This window comes from Actinomycetospora sp. TBRC 11914 (genome assembly GCF_012933465.1).
In the GTDB taxonomy this organism is placed as follows: Bacteria; Actinomycetota; Actinomycetes; order Mycobacteriales; family Pseudonocardiaceae; genus Actinomycetospora.
In genome coordinates, this window is the sequence record NZ_JABBND010000002.1 from 210,198 (window position 1) to 235,956 (window position 25,759).

At 73.2% G+C, this 25,759-nt stretch carries 23 protein-coding genes and 1 tRNA gene; 18 read left to right on the forward strand and 6 right to left on the reverse strand.

Features of this window, described 5'->3' with window-relative positions:
- Window positions 1-139 precede the first annotated feature (139 nt).
- The 3 genes from dhaK to ptsP are packed head-to-tail and all read left to right on the forward strand — an operon-like array spanning window position 140 to window position 4,226.
- Window positions 140-1,141 carry a dihydroxyacetone kinase subunit DhaK gene (gene dhaK, locus HH311_RS06985; protein WP_169182903.1) on the forward strand — a complete coding sequence of 334 codons (1,002 nt, stop codon included), beginning with the start codon at window positions 140-142 and terminating at the stop codon, window positions 1,139-1,141.
- Window positions 1,141-1,788, forward strand: a complete 648-nt coding sequence (gene dhaL, locus HH311_RS06990) for a dihydroxyacetone kinase subunit DhaL (RefSeq protein WP_169182904.1) — start codon at window positions 1,141-1,143, stop codon at window positions 1,786-1,788. The genes dhaK and dhaL overlap by 1 nt, the downstream gene beginning before the upstream one ends.
- Window positions 1,785-4,226: a phosphoenolpyruvate--protein phosphotransferase gene (ptsP, locus tag HH311_RS06995; RefSeq protein WP_169182905.1), complete on the forward strand. Its 2,442-nt coding sequence runs from the start codon at window positions 1,785-1,787 to the stop codon at window positions 4,224-4,226. Before dhaL ends, ptsP begins: the two co-directional genes overlap by 4 nt.
- Window positions 4,227-4,267: 41 nt before the next feature.
- Here ptsP and HH311_RS07000 read toward each other — a convergent pair whose 3' ends face one another.
- A complete protein-coding gene (locus tag HH311_RS07000; RefSeq protein ID WP_169182906.1) occupies window positions 4,268-5,521 on the reverse strand; it encodes a hypothetical protein in 1,254 nt (417 codons plus the stop codon).
- A 232-nt stretch (window positions 5,522-5,753) separates the two neighbouring features.
- Here HH311_RS07000 and HH311_RS07005 point away from each other — a divergent pair, with 232 nt between their 5' ends.
- The 4 genes from HH311_RS07005 (at window position 5,754) to HH311_RS07020 (ending at window position 8,940) form a co-directional block, all read left to right on the forward strand.
- On the forward strand, window positions 5,754-6,749 hold the full coding sequence (locus HH311_RS07005; protein ID WP_169182907.1) for a M12 family metallopeptidase: 996 nt from the start codon (window positions 5,754-5,756) through the stop codon (window positions 6,747-6,749).
- Window positions 6,750-6,764: 15 nt separating this feature from the next.
- Window positions 6,765-7,079, forward strand: coding sequence for a hypothetical protein (locus HH311_RS07010; protein WP_169182908.1), 315 nt, complete (start codon window positions 6,765-6,767; stop codon window positions 7,077-7,079).
- A 107-nt stretch (window positions 7,080-7,186) separates the two neighbouring features.
- The gene (locus HH311_RS07015; protein WP_169182909.1) at window positions 7,187-8,383 is read left to right on the forward strand and encodes a heme-binding protein; all 1,197 of its coding nucleotides are present in this window, start codon (window positions 7,187-7,189) and stop codon (window positions 8,381-8,383) included.
- Between the two features lie 134 nt (window positions 8,384-8,517).
- Window positions 8,518-8,940: a thioesterase family protein gene (locus tag HH311_RS07020; RefSeq protein ID WP_169182910.1), complete on the forward strand. Its 423-nt coding sequence runs from the start codon at window positions 8,518-8,520 to the stop codon at window positions 8,938-8,940.
- Between the two features lie 24 nt (window positions 8,941-8,964).
- Here HH311_RS07020 and HH311_RS07025 read toward each other — a convergent pair whose 3' ends face one another.
- From HH311_RS07025 to HH311_RS07035, 3 genes are all read right to left on the reverse strand, one after another.
- Window positions 8,965-9,627, reverse strand: coding sequence for a hypothetical protein (locus HH311_RS07025; RefSeq protein WP_169182911.1), 663 nt, complete (start codon window positions 9,625-9,627; stop codon window positions 8,965-8,967).
- A 92-nt stretch (window positions 9,628-9,719) separates the two neighbouring features.
- Window positions 9,720-10,223 carry an N-acetyltransferase gene (locus HH311_RS07030; protein ID WP_169182912.1) on the reverse strand — a complete coding sequence of 168 codons (504 nt, stop codon included), beginning with the start codon at window positions 10,221-10,223 and terminating at the stop codon, window positions 9,720-9,722.
- Between the two features lie 224 nt (window positions 10,224-10,447).
- Window positions 10,448-10,521, reverse strand: a tRNA-Leu gene (locus HH311_RS07035).
- A 90-nt stretch (window positions 10,522-10,611) separates the two neighbouring features.
- Here HH311_RS07035 and HH311_RS07040 point away from each other — a divergent pair.
- The 4 genes from HH311_RS07040 (at window position 10,612) to HH311_RS07055 (ending at window position 15,265) form a co-directional block, all read left to right on the forward strand.
- Window positions 10,612-11,397 (forward strand): hypothetical protein, encoded by a 786-nt coding sequence (locus HH311_RS07040; protein WP_211189767.1) that lies wholly within the window; start codon window positions 10,612-10,614, stop codon window positions 11,395-11,397.
- A 180-nt stretch (window positions 11,398-11,577) separates the two neighbouring features.
- Window positions 11,578-12,222, forward strand: a complete 645-nt coding sequence (locus tag HH311_RS07045; RefSeq protein ID WP_169182914.1) for an ANTAR domain-containing response regulator — start codon at window positions 11,578-11,580, stop codon at window positions 12,220-12,222.
- Between the two features lie 465 nt (window positions 12,223-12,687).
- Window positions 12,688-13,896, forward strand: coding sequence for a branched-chain amino acid ABC transporter substrate-binding protein (locus HH311_RS07050; protein WP_169182915.1), 1,209 nt, complete (start codon window positions 12,688-12,690; stop codon window positions 13,894-13,896).
- A 172-nt stretch (window positions 13,897-14,068) separates the two neighbouring features.
- Entirely contained in the window at window positions 14,069-15,265 is a 1,197-nt protein-coding gene (locus tag HH311_RS07055) for a branched-chain amino acid ABC transporter substrate-binding protein (protein ID WP_169182916.1), read from the forward strand.
- Here HH311_RS07055 and HH311_RS07060 read toward each other — a convergent pair.
- Window positions 15,262-15,429 (reverse strand): hypothetical protein, encoded by a 168-nt coding sequence (locus tag HH311_RS07060; protein WP_169182917.1) that lies wholly within the window; start codon window positions 15,427-15,429, stop codon window positions 15,262-15,264. The two genes, HH311_RS07055 and HH311_RS07060, sit on opposite strands and share 4 nt — an antisense overlap.
- Before the next feature lie 37 nt (window positions 15,430-15,466).
- On the opposite strand from HH311_RS07060, the gene HH311_RS07065 reads away from it, so the two are divergent.
- From HH311_RS07065 to HH311_RS07080, 4 genes are read left to right on the forward strand one after another with little or no spacing between them, the layout of a single operon-like run.
- Window positions 15,467-16,411 (forward strand): branched-chain amino acid ABC transporter permease, encoded by a 945-nt coding sequence (locus HH311_RS07065; protein WP_211189768.1) that lies wholly within the window; start codon window positions 15,467-15,469, stop codon window positions 16,409-16,411.
- Window positions 16,408-17,634 carry a branched-chain amino acid ABC transporter permease gene (locus tag HH311_RS07070; RefSeq protein WP_211189769.1) on the forward strand — a complete coding sequence of 409 codons (1,227 nt, stop codon included), beginning with the start codon at window positions 16,408-16,410 and terminating at the stop codon, window positions 17,632-17,634. The genes HH311_RS07065 and HH311_RS07070 overlap by 4 nt, the downstream gene beginning before the upstream one ends.
- Window positions 17,631-18,524 carry an ABC transporter ATP-binding protein gene (locus HH311_RS07075; protein ID WP_169182918.1) on the forward strand — a complete coding sequence of 298 codons (894 nt, stop codon included), beginning with the start codon at window positions 17,631-17,633 and terminating at the stop codon, window positions 18,522-18,524. Before HH311_RS07070 ends, HH311_RS07075 begins: the two co-directional genes overlap by 4 nt.
- A gap of 2 nt (window positions 18,525-18,526) precedes the next feature.
- Window positions 18,527-19,240, forward strand: coding sequence for an ABC transporter ATP-binding protein (locus HH311_RS07080; protein ID WP_211189813.1), 714 nt, complete (start codon window positions 18,527-18,529; stop codon window positions 19,238-19,240).
- Window positions 19,241-19,746: 506 nt separating this feature from the next.
- On the opposite strand, the gene HH311_RS07085 is transcribed toward HH311_RS07080, so the two are convergent.
- The gene (locus HH311_RS07085; protein ID WP_169182920.1) at window positions 19,747-20,187 is read right to left on the reverse strand and encodes a hotdog fold thioesterase; all 441 of its coding nucleotides are present in this window, start codon (window positions 20,185-20,187) and stop codon (window positions 19,747-19,749) included.
- 146 nt (window positions 20,188-20,333) lie between these two features.
- Between HH311_RS07085 and polA the strand changes: the two genes are divergently transcribed.
- The 3 genes from polA (at window position 20,334) to HH311_RS33170 (ending at window position 25,480) form a co-directional block, all read left to right on the forward strand.
- Complete coding sequence (polA, locus tag HH311_RS07090) at window positions 20,334-23,021, forward strand: DNA polymerase I (RefSeq protein ID WP_211189814.1); 2,688 nt, start codon at window positions 20,334-20,336, stop codon at window positions 23,019-23,021.
- Window positions 23,022-23,088: 67 nt separating this feature from the next.
- Window positions 23,089-24,612 (forward strand): NAD(P)/FAD-dependent oxidoreductase, encoded by a 1,524-nt coding sequence (locus tag HH311_RS07095; RefSeq protein WP_169182921.1) that lies wholly within the window; start codon window positions 23,089-23,091, stop codon window positions 24,610-24,612.
- Between the two features lies 1 nt (window position 24,613).
- A complete protein-coding gene (locus HH311_RS33170; RefSeq protein WP_169182922.1) occupies window positions 24,614-25,480 on the forward strand; it encodes an NAD(P)-dependent oxidoreductase in 867 nt (288 codons plus the stop codon).
- Window positions 25,481-25,759: the final 279 nt, after the last annotated feature.

Sequence of the window (25,759 nt, forward strand, 5' to 3'; positions counted from 1 at the left end):
TCCGCGCAGACGGGCGGAGGAATGGGCAGGATCCGTCGACGGTGTCCGTGGCGCGCACATTCGTTGACCCCGCTCCACCTGCCGGAGCGACAATCGGCGACGGCTGACCCACACGCCCGGAAAGACCCAGGAGCGGATCATGAAGAAGCTTCTCAACGACCCGGCCGACCTCGTCGCGGAATCGTTGCGCGGGGTGGAGCGCGCCCACCCCGAGCTGCGCGTCGACCACGAGCAGCGGATCCTCTACCGCGCCGACGCCCCCGTGCGCGGCAAGGTGGGTCTGCTCTCGGGCGGCGGCTCCGGCCACGAGCCCGCGCACGCCGGCTTCATCGGCCCCGGGATGCTCGACGCGGTCTGTGCCGGCGAGGTCTTCACCTCGCCCGTGCCCGACCAGATGGCGGAGGCCACCAAGCAGATCGACGGCGGCGCCGGCGTCCTGCACCTCGTGTGGAACTACACCGGCGACGTCATGAACTTCGACATGGCCGCCGAGCTCGCCGCCGCGGAGACCGACACGACGGTCGAGGCCGTCGTCATGAACGACGACGTCGCGGTCGAGGACAGCCTGTTCACCGCCGGGCGCCGGGGGACCGGCGCCGCGATCGCCGTCGAGAAGATCGTCGGCGCCGCCGCCGAGCAGGGCCGCGGCCTGTCCGAGCTGGCCGACCTGGCCCGCCGGGTCAACGACGCCTCCCGCAGCATGGGGATGGCGCTGACCTCCTGCACGGTGCCGGCCAAGGGCAGCCCGACCTTCGACCTGCCCGACGACGAGATCGAGATCGGGATCGGCATCCACGGCGAGCCGGGGCGGCGCCGGGTCCCGCTGGCCTCCGCCCACGACATCGCCGGGATGCTCGTCGACCCGATCCTGGCCGACCGCGACTTCACCGGCGGCGAGGGCGTGCTCGTGTTCGTCAACGGCATGGGCGCGACCCCCGCGCTCGAGCTGTACCTGATGTACAACGAGGTCGCCGCCCTCCTCGACAAGGCGGGCGTCGTCCCGGTCCGCACCCTGGTCGGGCCCTACGTCACCAGCCTGGACATGGCGGGGTGCTCGGTCAGCATCACGCGGCTCGACGACGAGCTGCTGCGGCTCTGGGACGCCCCGGTCGCCACCTCCGCCCTGCGCTGGGGCATGTGATGGCGGATGTCGACGTCCTCGACCTCACCGTCCTCGACCGCTGGCTGCGGCTCTTCGCCGCTTCCGTGGCCGAGCAGAAGGACACCCTGACCGCGCTGGACGCCGCGATCGGGGACGCCGACCACGGGGCGAACATGCACCGCGGCATGACCGCGGTCGTCGAGGCCCTGGACGCCACGCCCCCGGCCGACCCCGCAGCGCTGTTCAAGCAGACCGGCATGGTGCTCGTCCGATCCGTCGGCGGGGCGAGCGGTCCGCTGTACGGCACCTTCTTCCTGCGGATGGCGCCGGCGACGGGCGGGGCCGGTGCGCTCGAGCCCGAGACGTTCGCGAAGGCCCTGCGCGCCGGGGTCGAGGGCGTGGTCGCCCGCGGGAAGGCCGAGCCCGGCGACAAGACGATGCTCGACGCCCTGGCCCCCGCCCTCGACGCGCTCGACGCGGCCCTGGCCGCCGGCGAGTCCCTGGCGGCCGCATTGCGGCAGGCGTCGACGGCGGCCGACGAGGGCCGCGACGCCACGACCCCGCTGGTCGCGCGCAAGGGCCGCGCGAGCTACCTCGGCGAGCGCAGCGCCGACCACCAGGACCCGGGCGCGACGTCCGCCGCCCTGCTCGTCGGCGCGGCGGCCGCCGCCGTCGCGGGACCGTGACCGTCGGGATCGTCGTCGTCTCCCACAGCCGGGCCCTCGCCGACGCGGCCGTGGGCCTGGCGGGGGAGATGGTCCGGGACGGCGGTCCCGTCGAGGTCGCCGCCGGCCTCGACGACGGCGGCTTCGGCACCGACGCGGTCGCCATCGCCGACGCGCTCGCCCGCGCCGAGCAGGGCGACGGGGTCGTGGTCCTGATGGACCTGGGCAGCGCCGTCCTCTCGGCCGAGCTCGCCCTCGAGCTGCTCGACGACGCCGCCGCCGAGCGGGTCGTGCTCTGCCCCGCCCCGCTGGTCGAAGGGCTGGTCGTCGCCGCGGTGAGCGCCGCCGGGGGCGCCCCGGCCGCGGAGGTGGCCGCCGAGGCGGCCGACGCGCTGGAGGCCAAGACGACGCACCTGGCCCCGCCCGGCACCGGGCCCGGGCCCGCACCCGAGGCGGCGACCGGCGACGAGGAGCGGGGGGTGTTCACGGTCCGCACCGCGCACGGGGTGCACGCCCGGCCGGCGGCCCGGCTCGTCGGGGCGCTGCGGGGCCTCGACGCCGACGTCCGGCTGCGCAACCTGACCCTCGACGGCCCCGAGGTGTCCGCCGCGAGCATGTCGAAGGTCGCGACCCTCGGCGCCCTCGAGGGCCACGAGGTCGCCGTCCGGGCCCGCGGCGCCGAGGCGGGCGAGGCCGTCCGCCGCCTGCTCGCCGTCGCCGACGACGACTTCGGCGAGGCCCCCGAGGCCACCGCCGCCGCCGCGCCGTCGCCGCCCGCGGCCGCCCCCGCGGGCGGCCCGCTCCCGGCCTCGCCGGGCATCGGGGTCGGGCCGGTCCGCGCCGTGCGCGCCGTGCCGGTGGACGTGCCCCCGGCCCGGCCCGGCACGCCGGCCGAGCAGCGTGCTCGCCTGGACGGCGCCCGGGCCGCGGTGCGCGACGACCTGCGGGCCGTGCGCGACCGGGCGGCCCGCGAGATCGGCGAGGCCGAGGCCGCCGTCTTCGACGCCCAGCTGCTGCTGCTCGACGACCCGGACGTGCTCACCGACGCGACTGCACGCACCGACGCGGGCGCCGACGCCGCCCGGGCCTGGGCCGACGTCCTCGACGAGGTCGAGGCCCGGTTCGCGGGCGCCGCGGACGAGTACCTGCGGGCCCGTGCCCGCGACGTGCGGGACGTCCGCGACCGGGTGCTGCGCGCCCTCGGCGGCGTCGAGCACCCCGGGGCGGGCGGCGAGGGGATCCTCGTCGCCGACGACCTCACCCCCGCCGACGCCGCGGCCCTCGACCCGGCCCGCACACCCGCGGTGGTCCTCGCGGGCAGCAGCCCCACCGCCCACGCCGCGATCCTGCTGCGGGCACGCGGTGTCCCCGCGGTGGTCGGGGCCGGTGCCGCCCTGATCACCCGGGCCCGGCAGGCCGCCGTCGTCGCCGTCGACGGGACGACCGGCGAGGTCGTCGTCGACCCCGACCCGGCGACCCTGGCGGCCTTCCGGGACCGGGCAGGAGCCCTGGAGCGGCGGCGGGAGGCCGCGCGGCGACGCGCCCACGAGCCCGCCGTCACCCGCGACGGGACCCGGGTGCTCGTCGGCGCGAACGTCGGCGGGCCCGGCGACGCGCGGGCCGCGGTCGGGGCCGACCTGGCGGGTCTGGTCCGCACCGAGTTCTGCTTCCTCGACCGGCACCGCGCCCCGGACGTCGACGAGCAGGAGACGGCCTACCGCGCGATCGCCGAGGCCATGGGCGGGCGGGTCACCCTGCGCACCCTCGACGTCGGCGGCGACAAGCCGCTGGACTACCTGCCGCTGCCCCCGGAGCCCAACCCGTTCCTGGGGGTGCGCGGCATCCGGCTCGCCCTCGCCCGCCCGCGGCTGCTCGCCGACCAGCTCGAGGCGATCGTGCGGGTCGCCCACGACCACCCGGTCGACGTCATGTTCCCGATGGTCGCGACCGTCGACGAGCTCGTCGCCGCCCGCCGCGCGCTCGACGACGCCGTCGGGGCCGTCGGTCGGGGGCGGCCCCCCGACCTGCGGGTCGGGATCATGGTCGAGATCCCGGCGACCGCGCTCAAGGCGGCGGCCTTCGCGCCGCTGGTGGACTTCCTCTCGATCGGCACCAACGACCTCACCCAGTACGCGCTGGCCGCCGAGCGCGGGAACGACGCCGTCGCCGCGCTCGGCGACGCCCTCGACCCCGGGGTCCTCGCGCTGGTCGCCGCCACCGCCGACGGCGCCCGATCCGGCGACGACGTGCTGGTCGCGGTGTGCGGGGAGCTGGCCGGCGACGAGCAGGCCGCGGCGCTGCTGGTCGGCCTCGGGGTCCGCGAGCTCAGCGTCGCTCCCACCGCCGTGGCCGCCGTCAAGCAGGCGGTCCGGGACGTCGACCTGGCATCCGCGCGGGAGCTCGCCGCGGCGGCGTTGCGGTGCCCGGACGCCGAGGCGGTCCGCGGGCTCCTGCGCTGACCGACCGGGAGCTCAGTCCCCTCCGGTCACCGCGGATTCGATCAGAGCGTGGCGCCGCAGGCGATCGCGGCGGCGAGGGCGTGACCGATCTCCGGCCCGCGGACGTCGCCGTGGTCGTGGACGAAGGCGTCGGCGAGGAGGTTGTGCACCCGCCGGGGGACGAGGTGGTACGGCTCGCCGACGGGGCGCAGCCGCGGCTCGTCGGGTGTCACCTCGGGGGTGAGCTGCGCGCCGTTGCTGCCCAGCCCGCCGTAGGGGTCGCCCGGGCCGCCGAGCGCCGACCCGATCTGGTCGCGGAACCGCGATGCGAGCGCGTAGGCGAGGCCCACCGCCTCGTCGTTGCGGGTGTGGCTGACCAGCATCGGCCCGACCAGGCCCCCCTGGGTCAGCAGGCCCCGGAAGCTGCCCGCCTGTCCCGGGTCGCCCCACTTCTCGGCGAAGGCGTAGTGGGAGAACGCCGCCTGGAGGAGGGAGAGGGAGTGGGTGACCGCGGAGGACCGGTGACCCGGTGCGGACAGCGCGGCCGCGGTGACGAGCCGGGCGCCGAAGCTGTGCCCCACGAGGTGCAGGCGTGGACCGTCGGCGGGGAGTCGCTCGGCCAGGAACGGCCCCACGCCCTGCTCGCCCACCACCCCTGCCCGGTCCTTCATGACGTAGAACGTGGCGAGGTTCGCGAGCTGCACCGCGCCCCCGAGCAGCGAGTCGGCGCCGAAGAGCCCGGCCGCCGCCGCCTCGGGCACCGTCGCGACGGCACCGTGCGGCACGCCCTCCGGGGGTGGATCGAGGTCCGTGGGCCGGACCCCCGCCGCGGTCCGCAACGTCGACCCCTCGGCCAGCAGCGGCACGGCCGGCTCGTCGAGGCCCGTGCGCGCGCCGATGACGTCGACGAGGCGGGAGGCGAAGGCGTCCCGCCCGTCGGCGGTGTCCAGGGCCGGCACCTGGGCCCCCGCTGCCGCCAGCGCGTCGCGGTCGGCGGGTGCCGCCGTGGCGGCGACGGCGCCCAGGTGCTCCTGCAGCTGCTGCGGCGTCGTCGTCGCGGGCAGCGCGAACTGCTGGGACGGCCAGATGACCCCCAGGGTCGCGACCCGCCGGACGGTCGGGGCAGGGACCGCGTCCAGCGCGTCGGCGAGGCGCGCGCGCCACGCCTCGAAGAGCGAGCGGGCCGCGGCCGCATCGTTGTTCCAGCCGTGGGCCATGACGACGACGTCGCTCGTGCCCGCCGGGACGATCTCGGGAGGCGCGGTCTCGACGGCGCCGTCCGCCCGGAACACGATCTCGGCGTGGTCGATCTCCATGGCCGTCTCCTCGCGCTGGGGGCCGGGTGTGCTTCGCGAAACGAATCCTCAGCGTGATCCCGACGCGGAGTCAGAGGCCATTCGGGTCGTCGTGGGTTCTGCCCCCGAGATGTACGTAGAACTACGTACGCGATCTGCGCACCATTGCTCGGAAGGCTCATTGTGTCCGGCGGGTGGAGCGGCCACGGTGGAGATCGCACCGATTCGGTCGACGCTCCAGGGGGAACCGAACATGGCCGACGAGGACGACCTGAGATCCACATTGCTCGCCGTCGCCGATCTGGCGAGGTCCGCCGCGGAGAAGCTGGACGGTGGTCGGGGCGCGACGGGGAACGGTCACCGTCCCGAGGAGCCCCTGACGTGCACGCCGCGGGCGCTCCCGGACCGGCTGCTGGTCGCGGCGGCGCAGACGGCGGCCCGGGTCAACCCCATGAACAGCCCGGTCGTGAGCGGCTCGGCGTCCGCCGTCGGCGCCTCGACCGACGCCGTCGAGCCGCTGCGGATCGCGGTCATGACCTCGAAGTACTGGAGGCCGGTGCCGCGCACCCTGACCGTCAGCTTCCTCGAGGCGGCGGACGCGGATCTGCGGGCCCGCATCCTCGAGCACATGAACGCGTGGGCGACCCGCGGATGCATCCGTTTCGCCGAGACCGCCGTCGACGGCGAGGTGCGCATCTCCCGGGAAGGCGACGGATTCTGGTCGTTCCTCGGGACCGACATCCTCCACGTCCCGGCCGGACGGCCCACGCTCAACCTCGAAGGGTTCACGATGGCGACCCCGGAGAGCGAGTACAAGCGGGTTGTCCGCCACGAGGCCGGGCACACCCTCGGATTCCCGCACGAGCACATGCGGCGGGAACTGATCGCGCGCATCGACCGGGAGAAGGCCTACCTGTTCTTCGCGCGCACCCAGGGCTGGAGCCGGGCCATGGTCGACGCCCAGGTCCTCACACCGCTCGACGACGCCGACCTCATCGCGACGCGGTCCGACGAGAACTCGATCATGTGTTACCAGCTGCCGGGATCCATCACCCTCGACGGGCGTCCGATCCTCGGCGGCCTCGACATCGACGAGACCGACTTCTCCTTCGTCGAGATGGTCTACCCGCCGACGCCCGCCCCGGGCTCGGTGGCGGTCCTGTCGACGCTGCCGACGCCCCGGGCGGCGGCGCCGGCCGACGAGCTGTGGCCGACGACGGAGGACGTGCTCGTCCCGATGTCCTCCTGACGGCAGGCTGACCGGGTGCCGCTGCTCGTCGACCTCCCCGCGTCCGCCGAGCTGCCCGCCGCGGTGAGCGCCACGGTCGGCGACGTGATCGGCCTCGCCGCGACGGGCGTGCTCGTGCCGGACGGCGGTGTCGTCGAGGTCCTCGGGCCGTTCCTCCCGGGGGCGCTCGACCACGACGGCCGGCTCACCGGCGCCCAGGGCGTCCCGGGCCGGGCGCTGCTCGTCGCCCGCGGGCCCGGCACCGCCGTCGTCGAGGTCATCCGCTCCCGGGGGCTGGCGGGGCCGTCGACGACCACGTCCCTCGTCGTGGAGGTGGCGGCGGCCGGGTGAGGCCCCGGCCGCGTGCCGCCCGCGCGCCCGGACACCGCCCCGCCGCGGGGCCGGTCCCTCTCCTGTTCCACCGCACCGTCCGCACGACCACCACTCTGGGAGCAACCATGACGAACGCCGTCCCCGGCACCCGTACCGCCGACCTGACGAGCGACTTCACCTGGGGGCAGGTGCCGCCGCAGCCGGCACCGGGCGCCGTCGGCGCGCTCGCCACGCCCCAGCCCCTGCCGCCGCTCGGTCCCCTCACCGAGCTCGCCGGCACCACGTTCCGGGGCCGGGGCTTCAACACCATCTTCCGGCCGCAGAACTTCGCGAAGACCCCGACGCCGTTGCCGGTCCCGCCCGACCGCAACGCCAACCCCGACGACAACATCCTGGAGCTCAACATCACCGAGGAGACCCTGGAGTTCTCCTCACCGCTCGGGTCGGTCCCCAACCGCGGGTTCGTCCAGGGCGACATCGCCCTCAACGGCCTGCCCTATGTCCAGAAGATCAACGACGTCACCATCCCGGGCCGGACCGTCGGCATCCACTTCGAGCCCGGGGTCTTCCTGAACGTCCCGGCGACCGACGACCCGGCCGAAGGTCCGACGGTGGTGCGGATGGGGTCGATCCCGCACGGCACCACGATCGAGGCCCAGGGACCGTCCTTCACCGCGCCGGCCCCGAGGATCGACCCGGTCGACATCACCCCGTTCCCGATCGGCCAGCCCACGCAGAGGATCCCGTTCCCGAGCCAGGACCCCAGCAACAACGCGACGTTCCGCATCCCGCAGGACCTGGCGCCGTTCGTGGCGAACGGCTCGATCACCAAGGCGATCCTGGACGATCCGAGCAGCATCCTCCGCGACCGCATCGCGGCCCAGGACATCACCGGCACCACCGTGATCGTCCTGAACTCGGACGCGAACACCCCCCTGCTCGGCACCCCCGCCGACGCCGCGCTGGTGGGCGGGGGCACGGACAACATCGCGTTCCTGGAGGGCGCCCAGTCCGGACCCAACGCCGACGCCGCGCGGATGAGCTCGATCTTCTGGGTGGAGACGGTGGCCGACCACATCACCGTGCCCGCCCTGCAGCCCGGCGAGTCGGTCACCGTGGCGGGCACCGACAGCGCCGCCGACGGCCTGGTCCCCAGCTTCACGGTGACCGCGACGGCGGCCATCGCGGACGGCACCGTCCTCGACGTCTCCTACGTCCAGGTCCAGTACACGCAGCTCGTGCACCTGAACTTCAACGGCCTGACATGGCCGCACGTCTCGGTGGCGACGCTGATCCCGGCCGACCCGATCGCGGTCGGGTGACACCGCCGGCCCGCCGGACGAGGTGACGGGGGTCGGACGCCGACCGAGCGAGTGGTGGCGTCCGACCCGGTCCGCGGCCTCGAGCCGTCGTCCGTGGGTTTGCCGGCCCGGCGCGATCGCCGAACACCGCCGGCGTGAGCGACGACGACTACGTGCACTGGCAGGACGTCACGACCCGCTGGAACGACGACGACATCTACGGGCACCTCAACAACGTGGTGCACCACGACATCATGGACAGCGTCGTGAACCGCTGGATGATCGAGCACGGGTGCCTCGACCCGCACCACGGCGACACCGTCGGTCTGGTGAAGCAGGTGCACTGCGAGTACCGGGCGCAGGCCGGGTTCCCCGACGTCGTGTCGGTGGGCCTGCGGGTCGGCGAGCTCGGGCGCACGAGCGTGCGCTTCGAGCTCGGGATGCGCCGCGGCGACGGCGAGCTGTTCTTCGAGGGCACTTTCACCCAGGCGTTCGTCGACCGCGCGAGCGAGGAGACGGTGCCGATCGAGGGGGAGCGCCGCGCCGCCCTGGAGACCCTCCTGGTCAGCCCCTCGTAGGGCGCGCCGGACGAGATCCCCCGGTCACGTGGAGGCCGGCTCGTACGGCGGGCCGAATTCCAGGTCCTGGTGCGCGCGCCACATCTCGACCACGGACGCGTGCCGGGGAGATCCCACGACCCAGTCGACGAACGACGAGAGCGGCGGGTCCAGCGCTTCGTTCTCGCTCGGGATGATGGCGGACCTCCACCAGAGCGCATGCCTCCCGAGCAACTGGAAGAGCAGACGCTCGTCCGTGACGCCGGCCGTCCGCATCGCCTCGACCCGTTCGAAGAGCCGGAAGATGGTGTTGACGTCCTCGATGGGCGTGTGCCCCTCGTCCCCGGAATAGGAGGCGAGGTCGCCGGTGCGCAGATCGCGGAAACGGGAGCGCGCACACTCGGGTCGGCCCACGGTCGGCTTGAGGTGCGTCCACAACCGGATCCGCGCTTCGTGGACGGGCCCGTCGATCAGCTCCCGGTGGAGTCCGATCGTCCGATCCACCCGGCGGTCGCGGGTGTCGGAGCGCACGGCGGCGACGGCGGCGAGGAGAGCCAGCACCACGCCGAAGGCCTGGACCGCACTTCCGTAGCCCTGGTACTGGTCCGCCGTGAGGAACGTGGCCGGCCCGACCAGGGCGAGGAGCAGGAGCGCCGTGACCGTACCGATGATGACGGCGTAGAGCCGGGAGACATTGGATCGGTCCACACGAGGTCCCTCGGCTCGCAGGCGGGCAGTACCTCCGCCGTCATCGGCGGTCCGTGCGGACGCGTTACGCGGCCCGGACGGCGGCGCAGAAGTCAGCGAACCGTCGGCTCGGCGAGGGCCACCCGCGGATCGATCTCGAAGTGGACCGTCGACCACGGATCCGTCGGGCGGCCGTCGAAGATCTCGGCCGCGCCCGGGAAAGCGCGCCAGAACGCGAGCGCTCCGGGGATCGAGGCGTTCGTGTGGAGGCAGACGGGGGAGTAGCCGTACTCGGTCGCCCAGCGGACTCCGGCGAGGGCCAGGGCACGGCCCACCCCCCGTCGGCGGTGGTGCGGATCGACCCAGACCCGGCCGATCTGTCCTGTCGGCGCCTCCTCGTAGCGCTGCCACAACCATCGCGGCACCCACTCGGCCGCCGGGCCTCCCGGCCGCACGGTCGCCGTGCCGAGCACCACCGTGCCGGCGTCCGGATCGTGATCGGCACAGACGAGCAGCGCTCGCCCCGGCGTCTCGAGGTAGTACCCCCGGAGATCGTCCACGTCGGCGTGGAGCGCGGGGTCGTACCCGCCGAGCTCCCCGGCGAGCATCCTGCGCATGTGCGCCTCGATCGCCGGGAGGTCGGCCTCCGACGCAGGCCGGGCGACCGGACGACCGATCGGTGGCCGGGTCGGTCGGGGCTGGCCGGTCACCCCGACACCCTCGCAACCAGGTCCTGGGCCCGCAACGAGGGGCGGGTGCGCGTGGGCCGTCTCGCGACGCCGGGTTCCCGGATGTGGTCGAGCGGTGACGTCGAAAATCGTCGCGGGGGATTCCCAGAATGTGCCCCCGGTGGGATTCGAACCCACACTGTACGGATTTTGAGTCCGCTGTCTCTGCCGATTGGACTACGGGGGCTTAGTCCTTCTGGACTCGACCTACACGGCGAGTCTAGCCAACCGCCGAACCACGAGCGTGACCGGTCGGTCGACTCCGGGAAGGATGTCGGTGGCCGGTTGCACACTGCGGCTCGTGCACACCGAGGCCACCGTCGACACCGCGCTGGAGCTCGCGGCTGCCGGGCTCCACGCGACGGAGATCGGTCGCAGGCTGGGGGTCCCGAAGAGCACGGTGCAGTACTGGTGTCGCGGTGGCCGGCGCCTCGAGCCGGCCGCGGACCGTTGCCGGCCGTGCCCGAGGTGCCACGGGGCACCGCTCGCGGCGGCTGCGTACGCGTACCTCCTCGGTACGTACCTCGGGGACGGGCACATCACGGAGCCGAGCGCGACCACCGAGGTCCTGGCGATCTACTGCTCCGACGACTGGCCCGGCATCTCGGCGGAGTCCGAGCACGCGATGCGGGCCGTCCTGCCCCGGAGCAACGTGTCGCGCGCGCCGCGGTCCGGCTCCCACGCCCTGCGGAGCCATTCGCGGCACTGGCTCTGCCTGTTCCCCCAGCACGGTCCGGGGACCAAGCACACGCGATCGATCGTGCTGGAACCGTGGCAACGCAGCATCGTCGGTGAGAATCCCGGCCTGCTTCTCCGCGGGCTGTTCCATTCCGACGGGTGCCGCAACCTCAACTGGACGCAGAAACGAACCGAGAAGGGGGTCGTCCGCTACGAATATGCCCGCTACCTGTTCTCCAACAAGTCCGAGGACATCCTCGCGATCTGCGAGGCCGCACTGGACAGCCTCGACATCGCCCATCGGCGGGCCCGGTGGGACGTCGTCTCCGTCGCGCGCCGTGCTGCCGTCGCCCGGCTCGACGAGTTCGTCGGTCCGAAGTACTGAGCCGGCCGGCTGTTAGCTCGTGCACACCGTGGCGCTCGTCGCCGCCGGTTCCGCAGGTCAGCCCGGTAGGGTCACGACTGAATCGAACCGGCCCGGTGCGGGGACCGGCGGGTGCCGGGCCGTGACCCGGTCGGCACCGGCTGTACGGCCGGACGCAGCGACGCGCACAGGAGGACCGGCATGAGCCAGCAGGCCGAGGAGATCGCCCTGGCGGCCGACCAGGCCGTCGCGGTGCCCGAGGAGCCGGCGCCCCGCGAGCCGTTGCGGGTGCTGGTGGCCGAGGACGAGGCCCTGATCCGGATGGACCTCGTGGAGATGCTCCGCGAGGAGGGCTACGAGGTCGTCGGCGAGGCCGGCGACGGCGCGCAGGCCGTCGAGCTGGCCCGCGAGCTCAAGCCCGGCCTCGTGATGATGGACATCAAGATGCCCGGCACCGACGGGCTCGAGGCCGCGACCACCATCGCGCGGGAGCGCATCGCCCCCGTCGTCATGCTCACCGCGTTCAGCCAGCGCGAGCTCGTCGACTCCGCGCGCGACGCGGGCGCCATGGCCTACCTGGTCAAGCCCTTCAGCAAGACCGACGTCGTCCCCGCCATCGAGGTGGCCGCGAGCCGGTTCTCGGAGATCACCGCGCTCGAGGACGAGGTCGCCGGGCTGACCGAGCGCCTCGAGACCCGCAAGGCCGTCGAGCGGGCCAAGGGCCTGCTGATGAGCAAGAAGAAGATGACCGAGCCGGACGCGTTCCGCTGGATCCAGCGCACCGCCATGGACCGCCGCACGACGATGAAGGTCGTCGCCGACGCCGTCGTCGAGACCTTCGGGTGAGCCGCGCAGCACGTTGATCACGAGCACGGCGCGCACCCGGAGAGCCGGCGGACGTGCCGGATGTGCTGGTGATCAGCCGCGGCCGGGTCGCGACGCAGGCCCGCACCCCGGTCCCACCACCCCGGGGCACGCGGCGCACCTCGTCGGGGCCGGGCCGCCCCGTCCGGCGTCCTCCTGATCACCGACGGGCGGCCACCGTTCCCCACCCGCCACCGGTCCGTCCCACCCCGGATCACCTGTTCGCTCCTGTCGCTCACCGAGACGACTACCGTGACGGTGCGTGAGGCGGCCGCGTGGGGGAACGCGTCGCTGACCAGCACCGACGGACCCACCCGCTGAAAGACGTCACGCGATCGTGACCTACGGTCGATCCGCTCGATGTCGTCGGTGGGTCCGGAGGTCGCGGTGGGTGGTGGGCGGGTCAGCGCGCGGGTGGGCGATCGGCGCCGCGCGACCGGCGCAGGCATGGCCTCCGCGCGCCGGACGACGGGCCTCCTGACGGTCGCCGTCGTCGCCGCCGCGCTCGCCCTCGCCGGGTGCTCCTCGGCGGGCGGCGCGGGCGGTGACTGCGACACCGACAAGGGCACCCTCGCCGTCGGGCTCATCGCCCCGCTGTCCGGTCCGCTGGCCAACATCGGCCTCGGCATGCGCGACTCCGCCGACCTCGCCGTGCGCCAGGCCAACGAGCGGTGCGCCATCCCGGGCTACCGCCTCGAGCTGCAGAGCCGCGACGACCGCGGCGACCCGCCCACCGGGGCCGCCGCCGCGAAGGACCTCGTCGCGGACCCCGACCTGATCGGCGTCGTCGGGACCTACAACTCCTCGACCGCGCAGACCGTCCAGCCGGTGCTCGGCGACGCCGGCGTCGTGCAGGTCTCCCCGGGCAACACGAACGTCTCGCTGACCCGCGGCGCGAACCCGGTGACCGCCCCGCTGCGGCAGTACCAGACGTACTTCCGCGTGGTGGCCTCGGACGCCGTGCAGGGCCCGGCCGCGGCCGACCACCTCGCGGCGCTGGGCCGCACCCGCGTCGCCGTGGTCAGCGACGGTCAGACCTACGGCGAGGGCATCGCCGACGAGTTCACCAAGCAGTTCGCGACCCGCGGGGGAGACGTCGTCCTCCGGACGACGCTGCCCGCGGGGTCGTCGCCCACGGCCGCCGTCGCCGCCATCGGGCGCAGCAACCCGCAGGCGGTCTTCTACGGCGGTGAGTACCCCGACGGCGCACCCCTCTCGCGGGCGCTGGCCGGCCTCGGCGTCCCGCTCATGGGCGGGGACGGCATCGTCGACCCGGACTACGCCACGGAGGGGGGTCGCGACGGCGATCTCGGCACCTCCGTCGGGCCCCCGACCGAGACGCTGCCCGGCGCGAAGGCCTTCCTCGACGCCTACCGCGCGGCCGGCTACCGCGAGGGGTACGGCCAGTACGGGGCGTTCAGCTTCGACGCCGCCAACGTCGTGCTCGGGTCGGCCGGCACCGTCGTGGCCAACCGCGGTGGCGGAGAGTGGTCGACGGCGCTGCGACCGGCCGTCGTCCAGGCGGTCCAGGCGTACGACGCCGACGGGATCACCGGGCCCATCTCGTTCGACCGGTTCGGCGACGTCGGTTCGGACGCGGTGACCATGTATCGCCTGGTCGGCGGCCGTTGGATCCCCGACCGCGCGCAGCCCTGACACCACCTCGCCAACCCGGTCCCGTCGTGACCGGACGGTGACGACACACCGCGCACTCCCACTGGACTGCACCTGTTCATGGCAGGGATTTGGGTCTATCTTTCCCACCCGACCGGACGAGTTTGGAACTTCGTCGGTCGCTCTGCGAGCACATGCACAGGAGGTTCGTTCAGTGGTCCGACGTCGGCTCGCCGCCGCGGGTGCCCTGGTCGCGGCAGCGGCCCTGGTGCTCTCCGGCTGCGCCAACCAGGGCGGAGGTGGCGCTGCGCAGACGAGCCAGGCCCCCGCCCCCGCCCAGCCCAACAATGCCGCCCTCCCCGCGGGCAACGGCCAGGGCAAGTGCGCGCCCGGCACCTCGATCGCCTACGTCGGCACCCTGGCCGGCCAGAACGCCGCCCTCGGGCAGGCGATCGCGAACGCCACCGAGCTGGCGGTCAACCAGCACAACCAGGCCAACCCGGGCTGCCAGGTCACGCTGGTCAAGTCCGACTCGGGCGGCACGCCCGACACGGCCGTCGGCCCGACGCAGGCCGTGATCAACAACCCGGCCGTCCTCGGCATCGTCGGGCTGCCGTTCTCCGGCGAGTCGAAGGCCGTCGGCCCGGCGCTCAACGCCGCGGGCCTGGTCAACATCACCCCGTCGGCCACGAACCCGAGCCTGACCACCAACGGCTGGACGAACTTCTTCCGCGGTCTGGGCAACGACGCGGTGCAGGGTCCGGCCGCGGCCAAGTGGATCAAGACGAAGTTCAACCCGCAGTCGGTCTGCGTCATCAAGGACGACTCGGACTACGGCATCGGGCTCGCGACGGCCGTGACCCAGGCGCTCGGCCCGGCCGCGGCGTGCCAGGGCAACGTCAAGACGAACCAGAAGGAGTTCTCCGCGACGGTCGGCCAGGTCCAGCAGGCCAACCCGCAGGTGATCTTCTACGCGGGCTACTACAACGAGGCCTCGCCGCTGGTCCAGCAGCTGCGTGACGCCGGCGTACAGACCACGTTCGTCGCGCCGGACGGCGTCAAGGACCCCGAGTTCGTCAAGAACGCCGCCGGGGCCGCCAACGGCGCGTACCTGACCTGCCCGTGCGTGCCGCAGGAGGGCTTCACCGCCTTCACCCAGGCCTACCAGCAGGCCTACGGCACCCCGCCGCAGACCTACTCGGCCGAGGCCTACGACGCCACGACGATCCTGCTGTCCGGGATCGACAAGGGGATCAACAGCCGGCCGGCGCTGCTGAACTACGTCAAGACCTACAACGGCCAGGGTCTGACGAAGAAGTTCGCGTGGCAGCCCAACGGGGAGCTCACCGACACCCCGGTCTACGTCTACCGCGTGGACGGGCAGAACATCGTCACGGACTCGCCGATCTAGCCGATCTCCCACGACGACGGCCGCGCCCGGTCACCCCGGGCGCGGCCGTCGTACGTCATCCCGGTCCGCACCGACCGCCCGGCCCGGCCGCCCACCCCCGCGGCCCCCGGCGCCCCCAGGGAGCGCGTCATCCACACCGTCATCGCCGTCACGGACCTGCTCACGCAGGACACCGGGCCGTGGATCAACTTCGACGTCGGGTTGTTCCTCGACCGGTTCTGGGCCAACACGATCAACGGCCTGGCCTACGGGAGCATCTACGCCCTCATCGCGATCGGCTACACCCTCGTCTACGGGGTCCTGCAGCTGATCAACTTCGCCCACTCCGAGATCTTCGTGATCGGGGTGTTCGGCGTGTACTTCACGTTCCTCGCCCTGGGCTTCCAGCCCGGCGCGGCACCGAACCTCCCGATCGGCGGCATCATCGCCGACCTCCTCCTCGCCGGCGTCGTGGGCATGGTCCTCGCGGGCGCGGCGGCGGTGGTGCTCGAGCGCGTCGCCTACCGCCCGCTGCGGCGGCGCAACGCGCCCCGCCTGGCGTTCCTGATCACCGCGATCGGGGCGTCGTTCGTCGTCCAGCAGCTCTTCCGGATCTTCCGCGGGTCCAACCCCGAGGGCACCATCCGGCTCCTCCAGCCCGAGCCGGTGTTCCGGGTCTTCGACGCGCCGGTGACCAACCTGCAGATCATCATCGTGCTCGCGTCGATCGCGATGTTCTTCGCCGCCGACGGGTTCGTGAACCGCACCCGCCTCGGCCGGGGCGTGCGCGCCGTGGCGCAGGACCCGGCGACGGCGACGCTCATGGGCGTCAACCGCGAGCGGGTCATCGTCATCACGTTCCTGCTCGGCGGCGTGCTCGCCGGCGCGGCCGCGCTGTTCTACCTCATGACGATCCCGCAGGGCGCCGTGTTCAACGGCGGCTTCCTGCTCGGGATCAAGGCCTTCGCGGCCGCCGTCCTCGGCGGGATCGGCAACCTGCGGGGCGCCCTGCTCGGCGGGCTGATCCTCGGGGTCGTGGAGAACTACGGTCAGTCGCTGTTCGGGGGCGACTGGCGCGACGTCGTCGCGTTCGTCCTGCTGGTCGGCGTCCTGATGTTCCGTCCCACGGGGATCCTGGGCGAGTCGCTCGGGAAGGCGCGGGTATGACGACGACCATCCGGACCCGCCGTGGCCCGTCGTCGGGATCCTCCGGGTCGACGATGCGGGACCGCTGGGCGGAGGTCTCCCGCTGGTGGAACGCCCGCAGCCGCCCCGAGCAGTGGGGCCTGCTCGTGCCGGTCGTGGTGCTCATCTACTTCCTGCCGGTGATCAACCCGCCGATCATCACGACGGAGCCGGCCACCGACTTCTCCATCGCGCTCTTCAACGCGGCGGTGTTCGCCCTGATCGCGATCGGGCTGAACGTGGTCATCGGCCAGGCGGGCCTGCTGGACCTCGGCTACGTCGGGTTCTTCGCGATCGGGGCCTACTGCGCGGCGCTGCTGTCCTCGCCGGACTCCGAGCTCGGCGTCCGGTTCCCGTGGCTGGCCATCGTCCCGATCGCCATGGTCATCACGATGATCTCCGGGGTCATCCTGGGGACGCCGACGCTGCGCCTGCGCGGCGACTACCTCGCGATCGTCACCCTCGGGTTCGGTGAGCTCGTCCGGCTGCTGGCCGACAACATCGACCCGCTGCGCGGCAACCGCGGCTTCCAGGACATCGCCCGGCCCGGCGGCAGCTACCCCGACGGCACCCCGCTCTTCACCCAGACCGACGCCCAGGGCTTCTACTGGCTCGCCGTCACGATCATCATCATCGTGCTGTTCCTCATGGGGAACCTCGAGCGGTCCCGGGTGGGGCGCGCCTGGATCGCGGTGCGCGAGGACGAGGACGCCGCCGAGCTCACCGGCGTCCCGACCTATCGCTTCAAGATCTGGGCGTTCGCGATCGGGGCCGCGGTGGGCGGACTCTCGGGCACGCTCTTCGCCGCGCAGGTCGGCTTCGTCAACAACCAGCGCTTCGACGTCACCACCTCGATCCTCTACCTCGCGGCGGTCGTCCTCGGCGGGCAGGGGAACAAGGTCGGCGTCATCGTCGGCGCCTTCCTCGTCTCCTACATCCCGGACCGGTTCCAGTTCGAGCCCGAGTACCGTTTCCTGGTCTTCGGGCTCGCGCTGATCATCCTGATGATCTTCCGGCCGCAGGGGCTCCTCGGGATGCGCCAGCACCTGCTGGCCTACGGTCGGCAGGCCTACCAGAAGCTGTTCGGGGCCGGCACCGGCGTCGCGCCGACCGGGCTCACGGCCTCGTCCCGTGGTCGGGGCGACCCGTCGGAGACGACGCCCGACGACCACGCCGGCACCTCGCCGCGGGGAGGTGGCGAATGACGACGCCCGACGAGGGCCTGCTCGAGGCCCTCGACCAGATGGACGAGTCGGCGCGGGCCGAGCACGAGGCCGCCGTCGAGGCGACCGTCGCGCCCGACCGGGAGTTCGCGGCGTCGGCCGGCGAGACGCTGCTCTCCGTCGACCACCTGACGGTGCGCTTCGGTGGGCTGACCGCGCTCGACGACGTCTCCTTCGACGTCCGGCGAGGCGAGATCCTCGGCCTGATCGGCCCGAACGGGGCGGGGAAGACGACCTGCTTCAACATCATGACCGGGGTGTACCGCCCGTCCGAGGGCGACGTCCGCCTCGACGGCGAGTCGCTCGCGCGCATGAAGCGCTACCGCATCATCCGCGCCGGTGTCGCCCGGACCTTCCAGAACATCCGGCTCTTCGGCGCCATGACCGCGCTGGAGAACGTCGTCGTCGGCGCCGACGCGCGGCACCGCACCTCGGTGCCCGGCGCGCTGCTGCGGTTGCCGCGGCACCGTCGGGAGGAGCGCGAGGCGACCGACAAGGCCATGGCCCTGCTCGAGTTCGTCGGGATCGCCCACCGCGCCGCGGACAAGGCGACGGCCCTGCCCTACGGCGACCAGCGCCGGCTCGAGATCGCCCGCGCGCTCGCGACGGAGCCCAAGCTGCTCTGCCTCGACGAGCCCGCGGCCGGGTTCTCGGCCGTGGAGAAGGACGCGCTGTCCGAGCTCATCCTCAAGATCCGCGACGACGGCTACACGGTGGTGCTCGTCGAGCACGACATGCGGGTGGTGCTCGGGGTGACCGACCGGCTCGTCGTGCTGGACTTCGGTCGCAAGATCGCCGACGGCGAGCCCGACGTGGTGCGCCGGGACCCCGCCGTCGTCGCGGCCTACCTGGGAGGGGCGGTGGAGGAGTGAGCCTGCTCGAGCTCTCCGACGTCAACGTCGCCTACGGGCGCATCCAGGCGCTGCGCGGGATCACGCTCTCGGTCCAGGAGGGCCAGATCGTCTCGCTGATCGGGGCCAACGGCGCCGGCAAGACGACGACGATGAAGACGATCTCCGGGCTGCTGGGCCTGCAGTCCGGGCGCATGACCTTCGACGGCGAGGACCTGACGAAGGTCCGGGCCGACCTGCGCGTGCGCCGCGGCATCTGCCAGGTGCCAGAGGGCCGGGGGATCTTCCCGGGCATGACGGTGCTCGAGAACCTGGACATGGGCGGGTTCGTGCGCAGCGACCGGCGCTCGCCGGAGTTCGCCGCGGACCTGGAGCGGGCGTTCACGCTCTTCCCGCGGCTCGCGGAGCGGCGCACCCAGGTCGGGGGGACGCTCTCCGGCGGCGAGCAGCAGATGCTGGCCATCGGGCGGGCCCTCATGGCCCGGCCCCGGCTACTGCTGCTCGACGAGCCCTCCATGGGGCTCGCGCCGCAGTTCATCGCGCAGATCTTCCGGGTGATCGAGGAGATCAACGCGGAGGGCGTGACGGTGCTGCTCGTGGAGCAGAACGCCACCCAGGCCCTCGGGCTGGCCCACCAGGCCTACGTGCTCGAGACCGGGGAGGTCACCCGCTCCGGGCCGGGCTCGGAGCTGCTGGCGGACCCGTCGATCCAGGACGCGTACCTCGGCGTCTCGTAGGGCGGGTCGGGGGAGCGAGGCAATGGCACGTTCCTGTCATGGGACGCGAGGACGGTGCCGTTCGCTCGTGGCGGTGCGGCCGGCCCCGGGCGGAGGCAATGGCACGTTCCTGTCATGGGACGCGAGGACGGCGCCGTTCGCCCGTCGCGGTACGGCCGGCCCCGGGCGGGGGCAATGGCACGTTCCTGTCATGGGACGCGAGGACGGTGCCGCTCGCCCGTCGCGGTGCGGCTCCGTCCGGCCGAGCGCGGCACGTCGGGCGGCCACCCTCCGAGCCGCGACCCTGGGGGTCCGATCGCCCGGGCTCGAGTGGACCTCCGCGGTCGTTGCGGCAGCCCTGAGGGTCCACTGGGTGGGCGCCGGGTTCGGCACCCGCGTCGAGTGGGCTCCGGTGGTCGTTGCGACAGCCCTGGAGGTCCACTGGGTGGGCGCGGGGTTCGGCCCCGGTGTCGACTGGGCTCCCACGGCTGCGGCCACAGCCCTCTGGGTCCACTCGGCGAAGGCCCCTACGTCAGCGGCGTGCTCGACCGGTAGAGACAGGTGAGCTTGGCCGTGCAGACGCGCCGCCCGTCGTCGTCGGAGATCACGATCTCGAAGGTCCCGACGGTCCGGCCCACCGACAGCGGCGTGCACACCGCGGTGACGTGGCCCGAGGTCGCGGAGCGGTGGTGGGTGCAGGAGAGCTCGAGCCCGACGGGGCGCAGGTCGTCCTTGCGGTTCAGGTAGGCCGCGGTGGAGCCCAGGGTCTCGGCCAATACCCCGTTGGCCCCGCCGTGCAGCAGGCCGAACGGCTGCCGGTTCCCGGCGACGGGCATCGTCGCGACCATCCGCTCCGGCGCCCACTCGGTGACCTCGATGCCCATCCGCACCGCGAGCTGCTCGTCGGGGTAGGCCACCGAGAGATCGGGGACCGCGGTCTGCTCGGGTGCGTCTGCCACGGCGATCATGCTAGGGGACCGGCCCGGAAGCGCCGGGGAGACTGTCGGACCCCCCTGGCAGACTCGGGTCCGTGGTGGCGACGACGCAGGACCGGTCGGCTGGAAGCAAGCGGAAGACCCAGGGTGCTCCCGGTGAGGAGGCCGGCGGCGCGCGCCTGCTGCTGCTCGACGGGCACTCGCTCGCGTACCGGGCGTTCTTCGCGCTGCCCACCGAGAACTTCACGACGACGTCGGGCCAGACCACCAACGCCGTCTACGGCTTCACGTCGATGCTGATCAACCTGCTGCGCGACGAGGCGCCCACGCACGTCTGCGTGGCCTTCGACGTGTCCCGGCAGAGCTTCCGCGCGGAGACCTACGCGGCGTACAAGGCGAACCGCAGCTCCACGCCCGACGAGTTCCGCGGCCAGATCGACCTCATCAAGGACATCCTGGCCACGCTGAACATCCCGGTGGTCAGCCGCGAGGGCTTCGAGGCGGACGACGTCATCGCCACCCTCACCACGCAGGCCACCGCGGAGGGCATGCAGGTCTCGATCTGCACCGGGGACCGTGACGCCTTCCAGCTCGTCACCGACCAGGTGACGGTGCTCTACCCGCGCAAAGGCGTGTCGGACCTCGTGCGCTACACCCCCGAGGCGGTCGAGGAGCGCTACACCCTCACCCCGGAGCAGTACCCGGACTTCGCGGCGCTGCGGGGCGACCCCAGCGACAACCTGCCCAGCATCCCGGGGGTCGGGGAGAAGACCGCGCAGAAGTGGATCCGTGAGTTCGGCTCCCTCGACGCGCTGGTCGAGCGGGTCGACGAGGTCCGCGGCAAGGCCGGGGACGCGCTGCGCGAGCACCTGTCCTCGGTGGTGCTCAACCGGCAGCTCACCGAGCTGGTGCGCGACGTCGAGCTCGAGGTCGCGCCCGCCGAGCTCGAGGTCCGCTCCTGGGACCGCGACGCGGTGCACCGGCTGTTCGACGAGCTCGAGTTCCGGGTCCTGCGCGAGCGCCTCTTCTCCACCCTCACCGCCGCCGAGCCCGAGGCCGAGGAGGGCTTCGAGCTGCACGGGGTGGTGCTGGAGCCCGGCTCGGTCGGCGACTGGCTCGACGCGCACGCCCGCGACGGCGGCCGGGTCGGCATCTCCTTCCGCGGCACGTGGGGGCAGGGCACCGGCGACCTGGCGGGGGTGGCGCTCGCGGCGGCCGACGGCGAGGCGGCGTCGGTGGACGTGCGCGCGCTCAGCCCGGAGGACGAGACCGCGCTCGCGGCCTGGCTCGCCGACCCCGAGCTGCCCAAGGCCGGCCACGAGGTCAAGGGCCCGAGCCACGCGGTGCGTGCCCGGGGCTGGCAGCTCGAGGGCGTCACCAGCGACACCGCGCTCGCGGCCTACCTGGCCCGCCCGGGCGAGCGCAGCTTCGACCTCGCCGACCTCGTGCTGCGCTACCTGCGCCGCGAGCTGCGGGCCGAGGAGGCCGACGCCGGCGGGGAGCAGCTCACCCTCGACGGCGGCGAGGAGGAGGCCGACGAGACGGCGGCGCAGACCGAGATGCTGCGGGCCCGGGCCGTGGCCGACCTCGCGGACGCCCTCGACGCCGACCTCGCCGAGCGCGGCGGCACCGCGCTGCTGACCGAGCTCGAGCTGCCGCTCCTGCGCGTGCTGGCCGACCTCGAGGCCGCGGGCGTGGCGGTCGACATCAGCGCGCTGCACGAGCTCGAGGCGGAGTTCGGCGGGCGGGTGTCCTCGGCGGCGCAGTCGGCGTACGACGTGATCGGCAAGGAGATCAACCTCGGGTCGCCGAAGCAGCTGCAGGTCGTGCTGTTCGACGAGCTGCAGATGCCGAAGACCAAGCGCACGAAGACCGGCTACACCACCGACGCCGACGCGCTGCAGACGCTGAACGAGTCCAACCCGCACCCCTTCCTCGAGCACCTGCTCGAGCACCGCGACGCCACGCGGCTGCGGGTCACGGTGAAGGGGCTGCTCGACAGCGTCACCGACGACGGGCGCATCCACACCACCTTCAACCAGACGATCGCGCGCACCGGCCGGCTCTCGTCCACCGAGCCGAACCTGCAGAACATCCCGGTCCGCACCGAGGCCGGGCGGCGGATCCGCGACACCTTCGTCGTCGGGGCCGACTCCGCGGACGGCGCCTACGCCGAGCTGATGACCGCGGACTACTCGCAGATCGAGATGCGGATCATGGCCCACCTCTCGGTGGACGCCGAGCTCATCGACGCCTTCAAGAGCGGCGTCGACTTCCACTCCGCCACGGCGGCCCGGGTGTTCGGGTGCGCCGAGAACGAGGTCAGCCAGGGGCAGCGCGCCAAGATCAAGGCGATGAACTACGGCCTGGCCTACGGCCTGTCCGCCTACGGGCTCTCCGCGCAGCTGCGCACCTCCACCGAGGAGGCGAAGGAGCTCATGGAGGAGTACTTCGCCCGGTTCGGCGGGGTGCGGGACTACCTGCGGCAGGTCGTCGACCAGGCCCGCAAGGACGGCTACACCAGCTCGATCCTCGGCCGCCGCCGCTACCTGCCGGACCTCACCACCGACAACCGGCAGCGGCGCGAGATGGCGGAGCGGATGGCGCTCAACGCGCCGATCCAGGGCAGCGCCGCCGACATCGTCAAGGTCGCGATGCTCGGGGTGCACGCCGCGCTGCGCGAGGAGGGGCTGCGCAGCCGGATGCTGCTCCAGGTGCACGACGAGCTGGTGCTCGAGCTAGCCCCGGGCGAGCGGGAGCAGGTGACCGAGCTGGTGCGCCGTGAGATGGGGGCGGCGTTCGCGCTCGACGTGCCGCTCGAGGTCTCCGTGGGGTACGGCCGCTCCTGGGACCAGGCGGCGCACTGACGCCCGAGCCGGTGACACCCACGACGAGGGCTGGTACGTCGCGGTACCGGACGGTAGGCTGGTACGTATGAGTACCGATGTGGGCGTGCCGGCCGGGGCGACGGGGACCGACCACGGGGGCGAGCCGGAGCACCTCGACGTCGTCATCGTCGGAGCCGGGCTGTCGGGCATCGGCACCGCCTGCCACCTCGAGCGGGAGCAGCCGGGGCACTCCTACGCGCTCCTCGAGGCCCGCGACGACCTCGGCGGCACCTGGAGTCTGTTCCGCTACCCGGGCATCCGCTCCGACTCCGACATGCACACGCTCGGGTTCGCCTTCCGGCCGTGGCCGGACACCGTCGCGCTCGCCGACGGGCCGTCCATCCTGGAGTACGTGCGCGACACCGCGCGGGAGTACGGCGTCGACCAGCACATCCGCTACGGCACCCGCGTGACCCACGCCGCCTGGTCGAGCGAGGACCAGCGCTGGACGCTCACCCTCACCACGGCGGCGGGAGAGCGGCACCTGACCTGCTCGTTCCTGCTCTGGTGCTCCGGCTACTACCGCTACGACGAGGGCTACACCCCGCAGCTGCCCGGGATCGAGCAGTACGGCGGCACCGTCGTGCACCCGCAGCACTGGGACCCCGAGCTCGACTACGCCGGCAAGCGCGTGGTGGTCATCGGCTCCGGGGCCACCGCGGTCACGCTCGTCCCGGCCATGACCCAGGGCGAGGGTCGCGCCGCCCACGTCACCCAGCTGCAGCGCACGCCGAGCTACGTGCTCTCGATCGGGCGCACCGACCCGGTCGCGGAGTTCCTCGGCCGGTTCCTCCCGGCCCGCGTGGCCGACCCGATCGTCCGCGCCAAGAACATCACCCAGCTCATCGCGCTCTACCAGATCTCGCAGCGGTTCCCGCGCTTCATGAAGGGCGTCCTGCGCAAGGCCGCAGCCGCGCAGCTGCCCGAGGGCTACGAGGTCGACACCCACTTCAACCCGCCGTACGACCCGTGGGACCAGCGCATGTGCATGGTCCCCGACGGCGACCTCTTCAAGGCCATCCGCCGCGGCGACGCCGACATCGTCACCGACGGCATCGAGACCTTCACCGAGACCGGCATCCGGCTGCGGTCGGGTCGGGAGCTCGAGGCCGACATCGTGGTCACGGCGACGGGGCTCAACCTGCAGATGTTCGGTGGGGCCGGCCTGGAGGTCGACGGCGAGCCCGTCCACCTGCCCGACACCATGGCCTACCGCGGCATGATGCTCTCGGGTGTGCCGAACCTGGTCTTCATGATCGGGTACACCAACGCCTCCTGGACGCTCAAGGTCGACCTGGTCGCCGAGTACTTCTGCCGGCTGCTCGGCTGGATGGAGGCCCACGGGCAGGGGGCTGCCGTGCCGCAGCGCGACCCGTCGGTGGGGGAGCGCCCGCTGCTCGACTTCGACGCCGGCTACGTGCAGCGCTCCATCCACGAGCTGCCCAAGGGCGGGGACCGCGCCCCGTGGACGCTCGCGATGAACTACGCCATCGACGCGGTCGCCCTGCGCCGCGCCAAGGTGGACGAGGGGATGCGGTTCGAGCCCGCCCGCACCCGCGCCCGGGCGTGACGTGACGACCGTCGGGGTCGTCGCCCCCGGCGCGATGGGTGTCGCCCTCGGGCGTTGCTTCGCCGCCGGGGGGCACGACGTGCTCATGACGGCGGCCGGTCGCTCGGCGGCGACGGCCCGTCGCCTCGCGGAGGCGGGGATCGACGACGCCGGGTCGATCGACGCGGTCACCGGGGGAGCATCGGTCGTCATCAGCGTCGTCCCGCCCGCGCAGGCCCGGGCGACCGCGGAGGACATCGCGGCCGGCGCCCGCCGCACCGGCGCCCACCCGCTCCTGCTGGAGGCGAACGCGGTCGCGCCGGCGACGGTGGCGGACGTCGCCGCGACCGTCGGGGCCGCTGATCTGGACGTGGTCGACGCCGCGATCTCGGGGCCGCCGCCCCGTCCCGACGCCGAGCAGCCCACGAGGATCTTCCTGGCCGGTCCGCGGGCGCACGAGATCGGCGCGCTCGGGGTCCCCGGGGTGCGCTGGGTCGGGCTCGCCGCCGACCTCGGCGCCGCGAGCGCTGCCAAGATGTGCACCGCCTCGGTGCGCAAGGGGCACCAGGCGCTGCTCGCGCACGCCCTGCTCACCGCCGAGCACCACGGCGTCCTCGCGACGGTGCTCACCGACCTCCAGCTCGACTTCCCGCACGACGACGTCCCGCACGCCGCCGCCGCGGCGACCAAGGCGTGGCGCTTCGTCGACGAGATGACCGAGATCGCCGCGACCCAGGCCGGCGCCGAGCTGACCCCGGAGCTGTTCGCCGCGATGGCCGAGGTCTACCGCCGCCTCGCGACGTCGGAGTGGGGGGCGCGGCGCCCGGAGGACGTGCCCGCCGACCTCGCCTCGCCCGCCGGGCTGCGTCCGCGTCCGGCCGGCGACTGACCCGCCGGACGCGGGACCCGTTCCCGCACGGAGCGCGAAATGCTCCGAACAGACAGCGTTCACGTCCGGACGGCCTATTCTTGGCGCCCGGGCCGCGCATTCATCCCACCCGGTATCGGCGACCTGCCGCGCCGGAGCACGGCCGTTTTCCGGTGATCGCCACCGGCTGATCACCGCCGTGACGGACGATGCGGCACGAATTGCCGACGGTCCCGTTCCCGGGCGGTGAGGGGTCTGCGGATGTCCTCCGAACGAGGTGTACGTTGCCGCTCGACCATT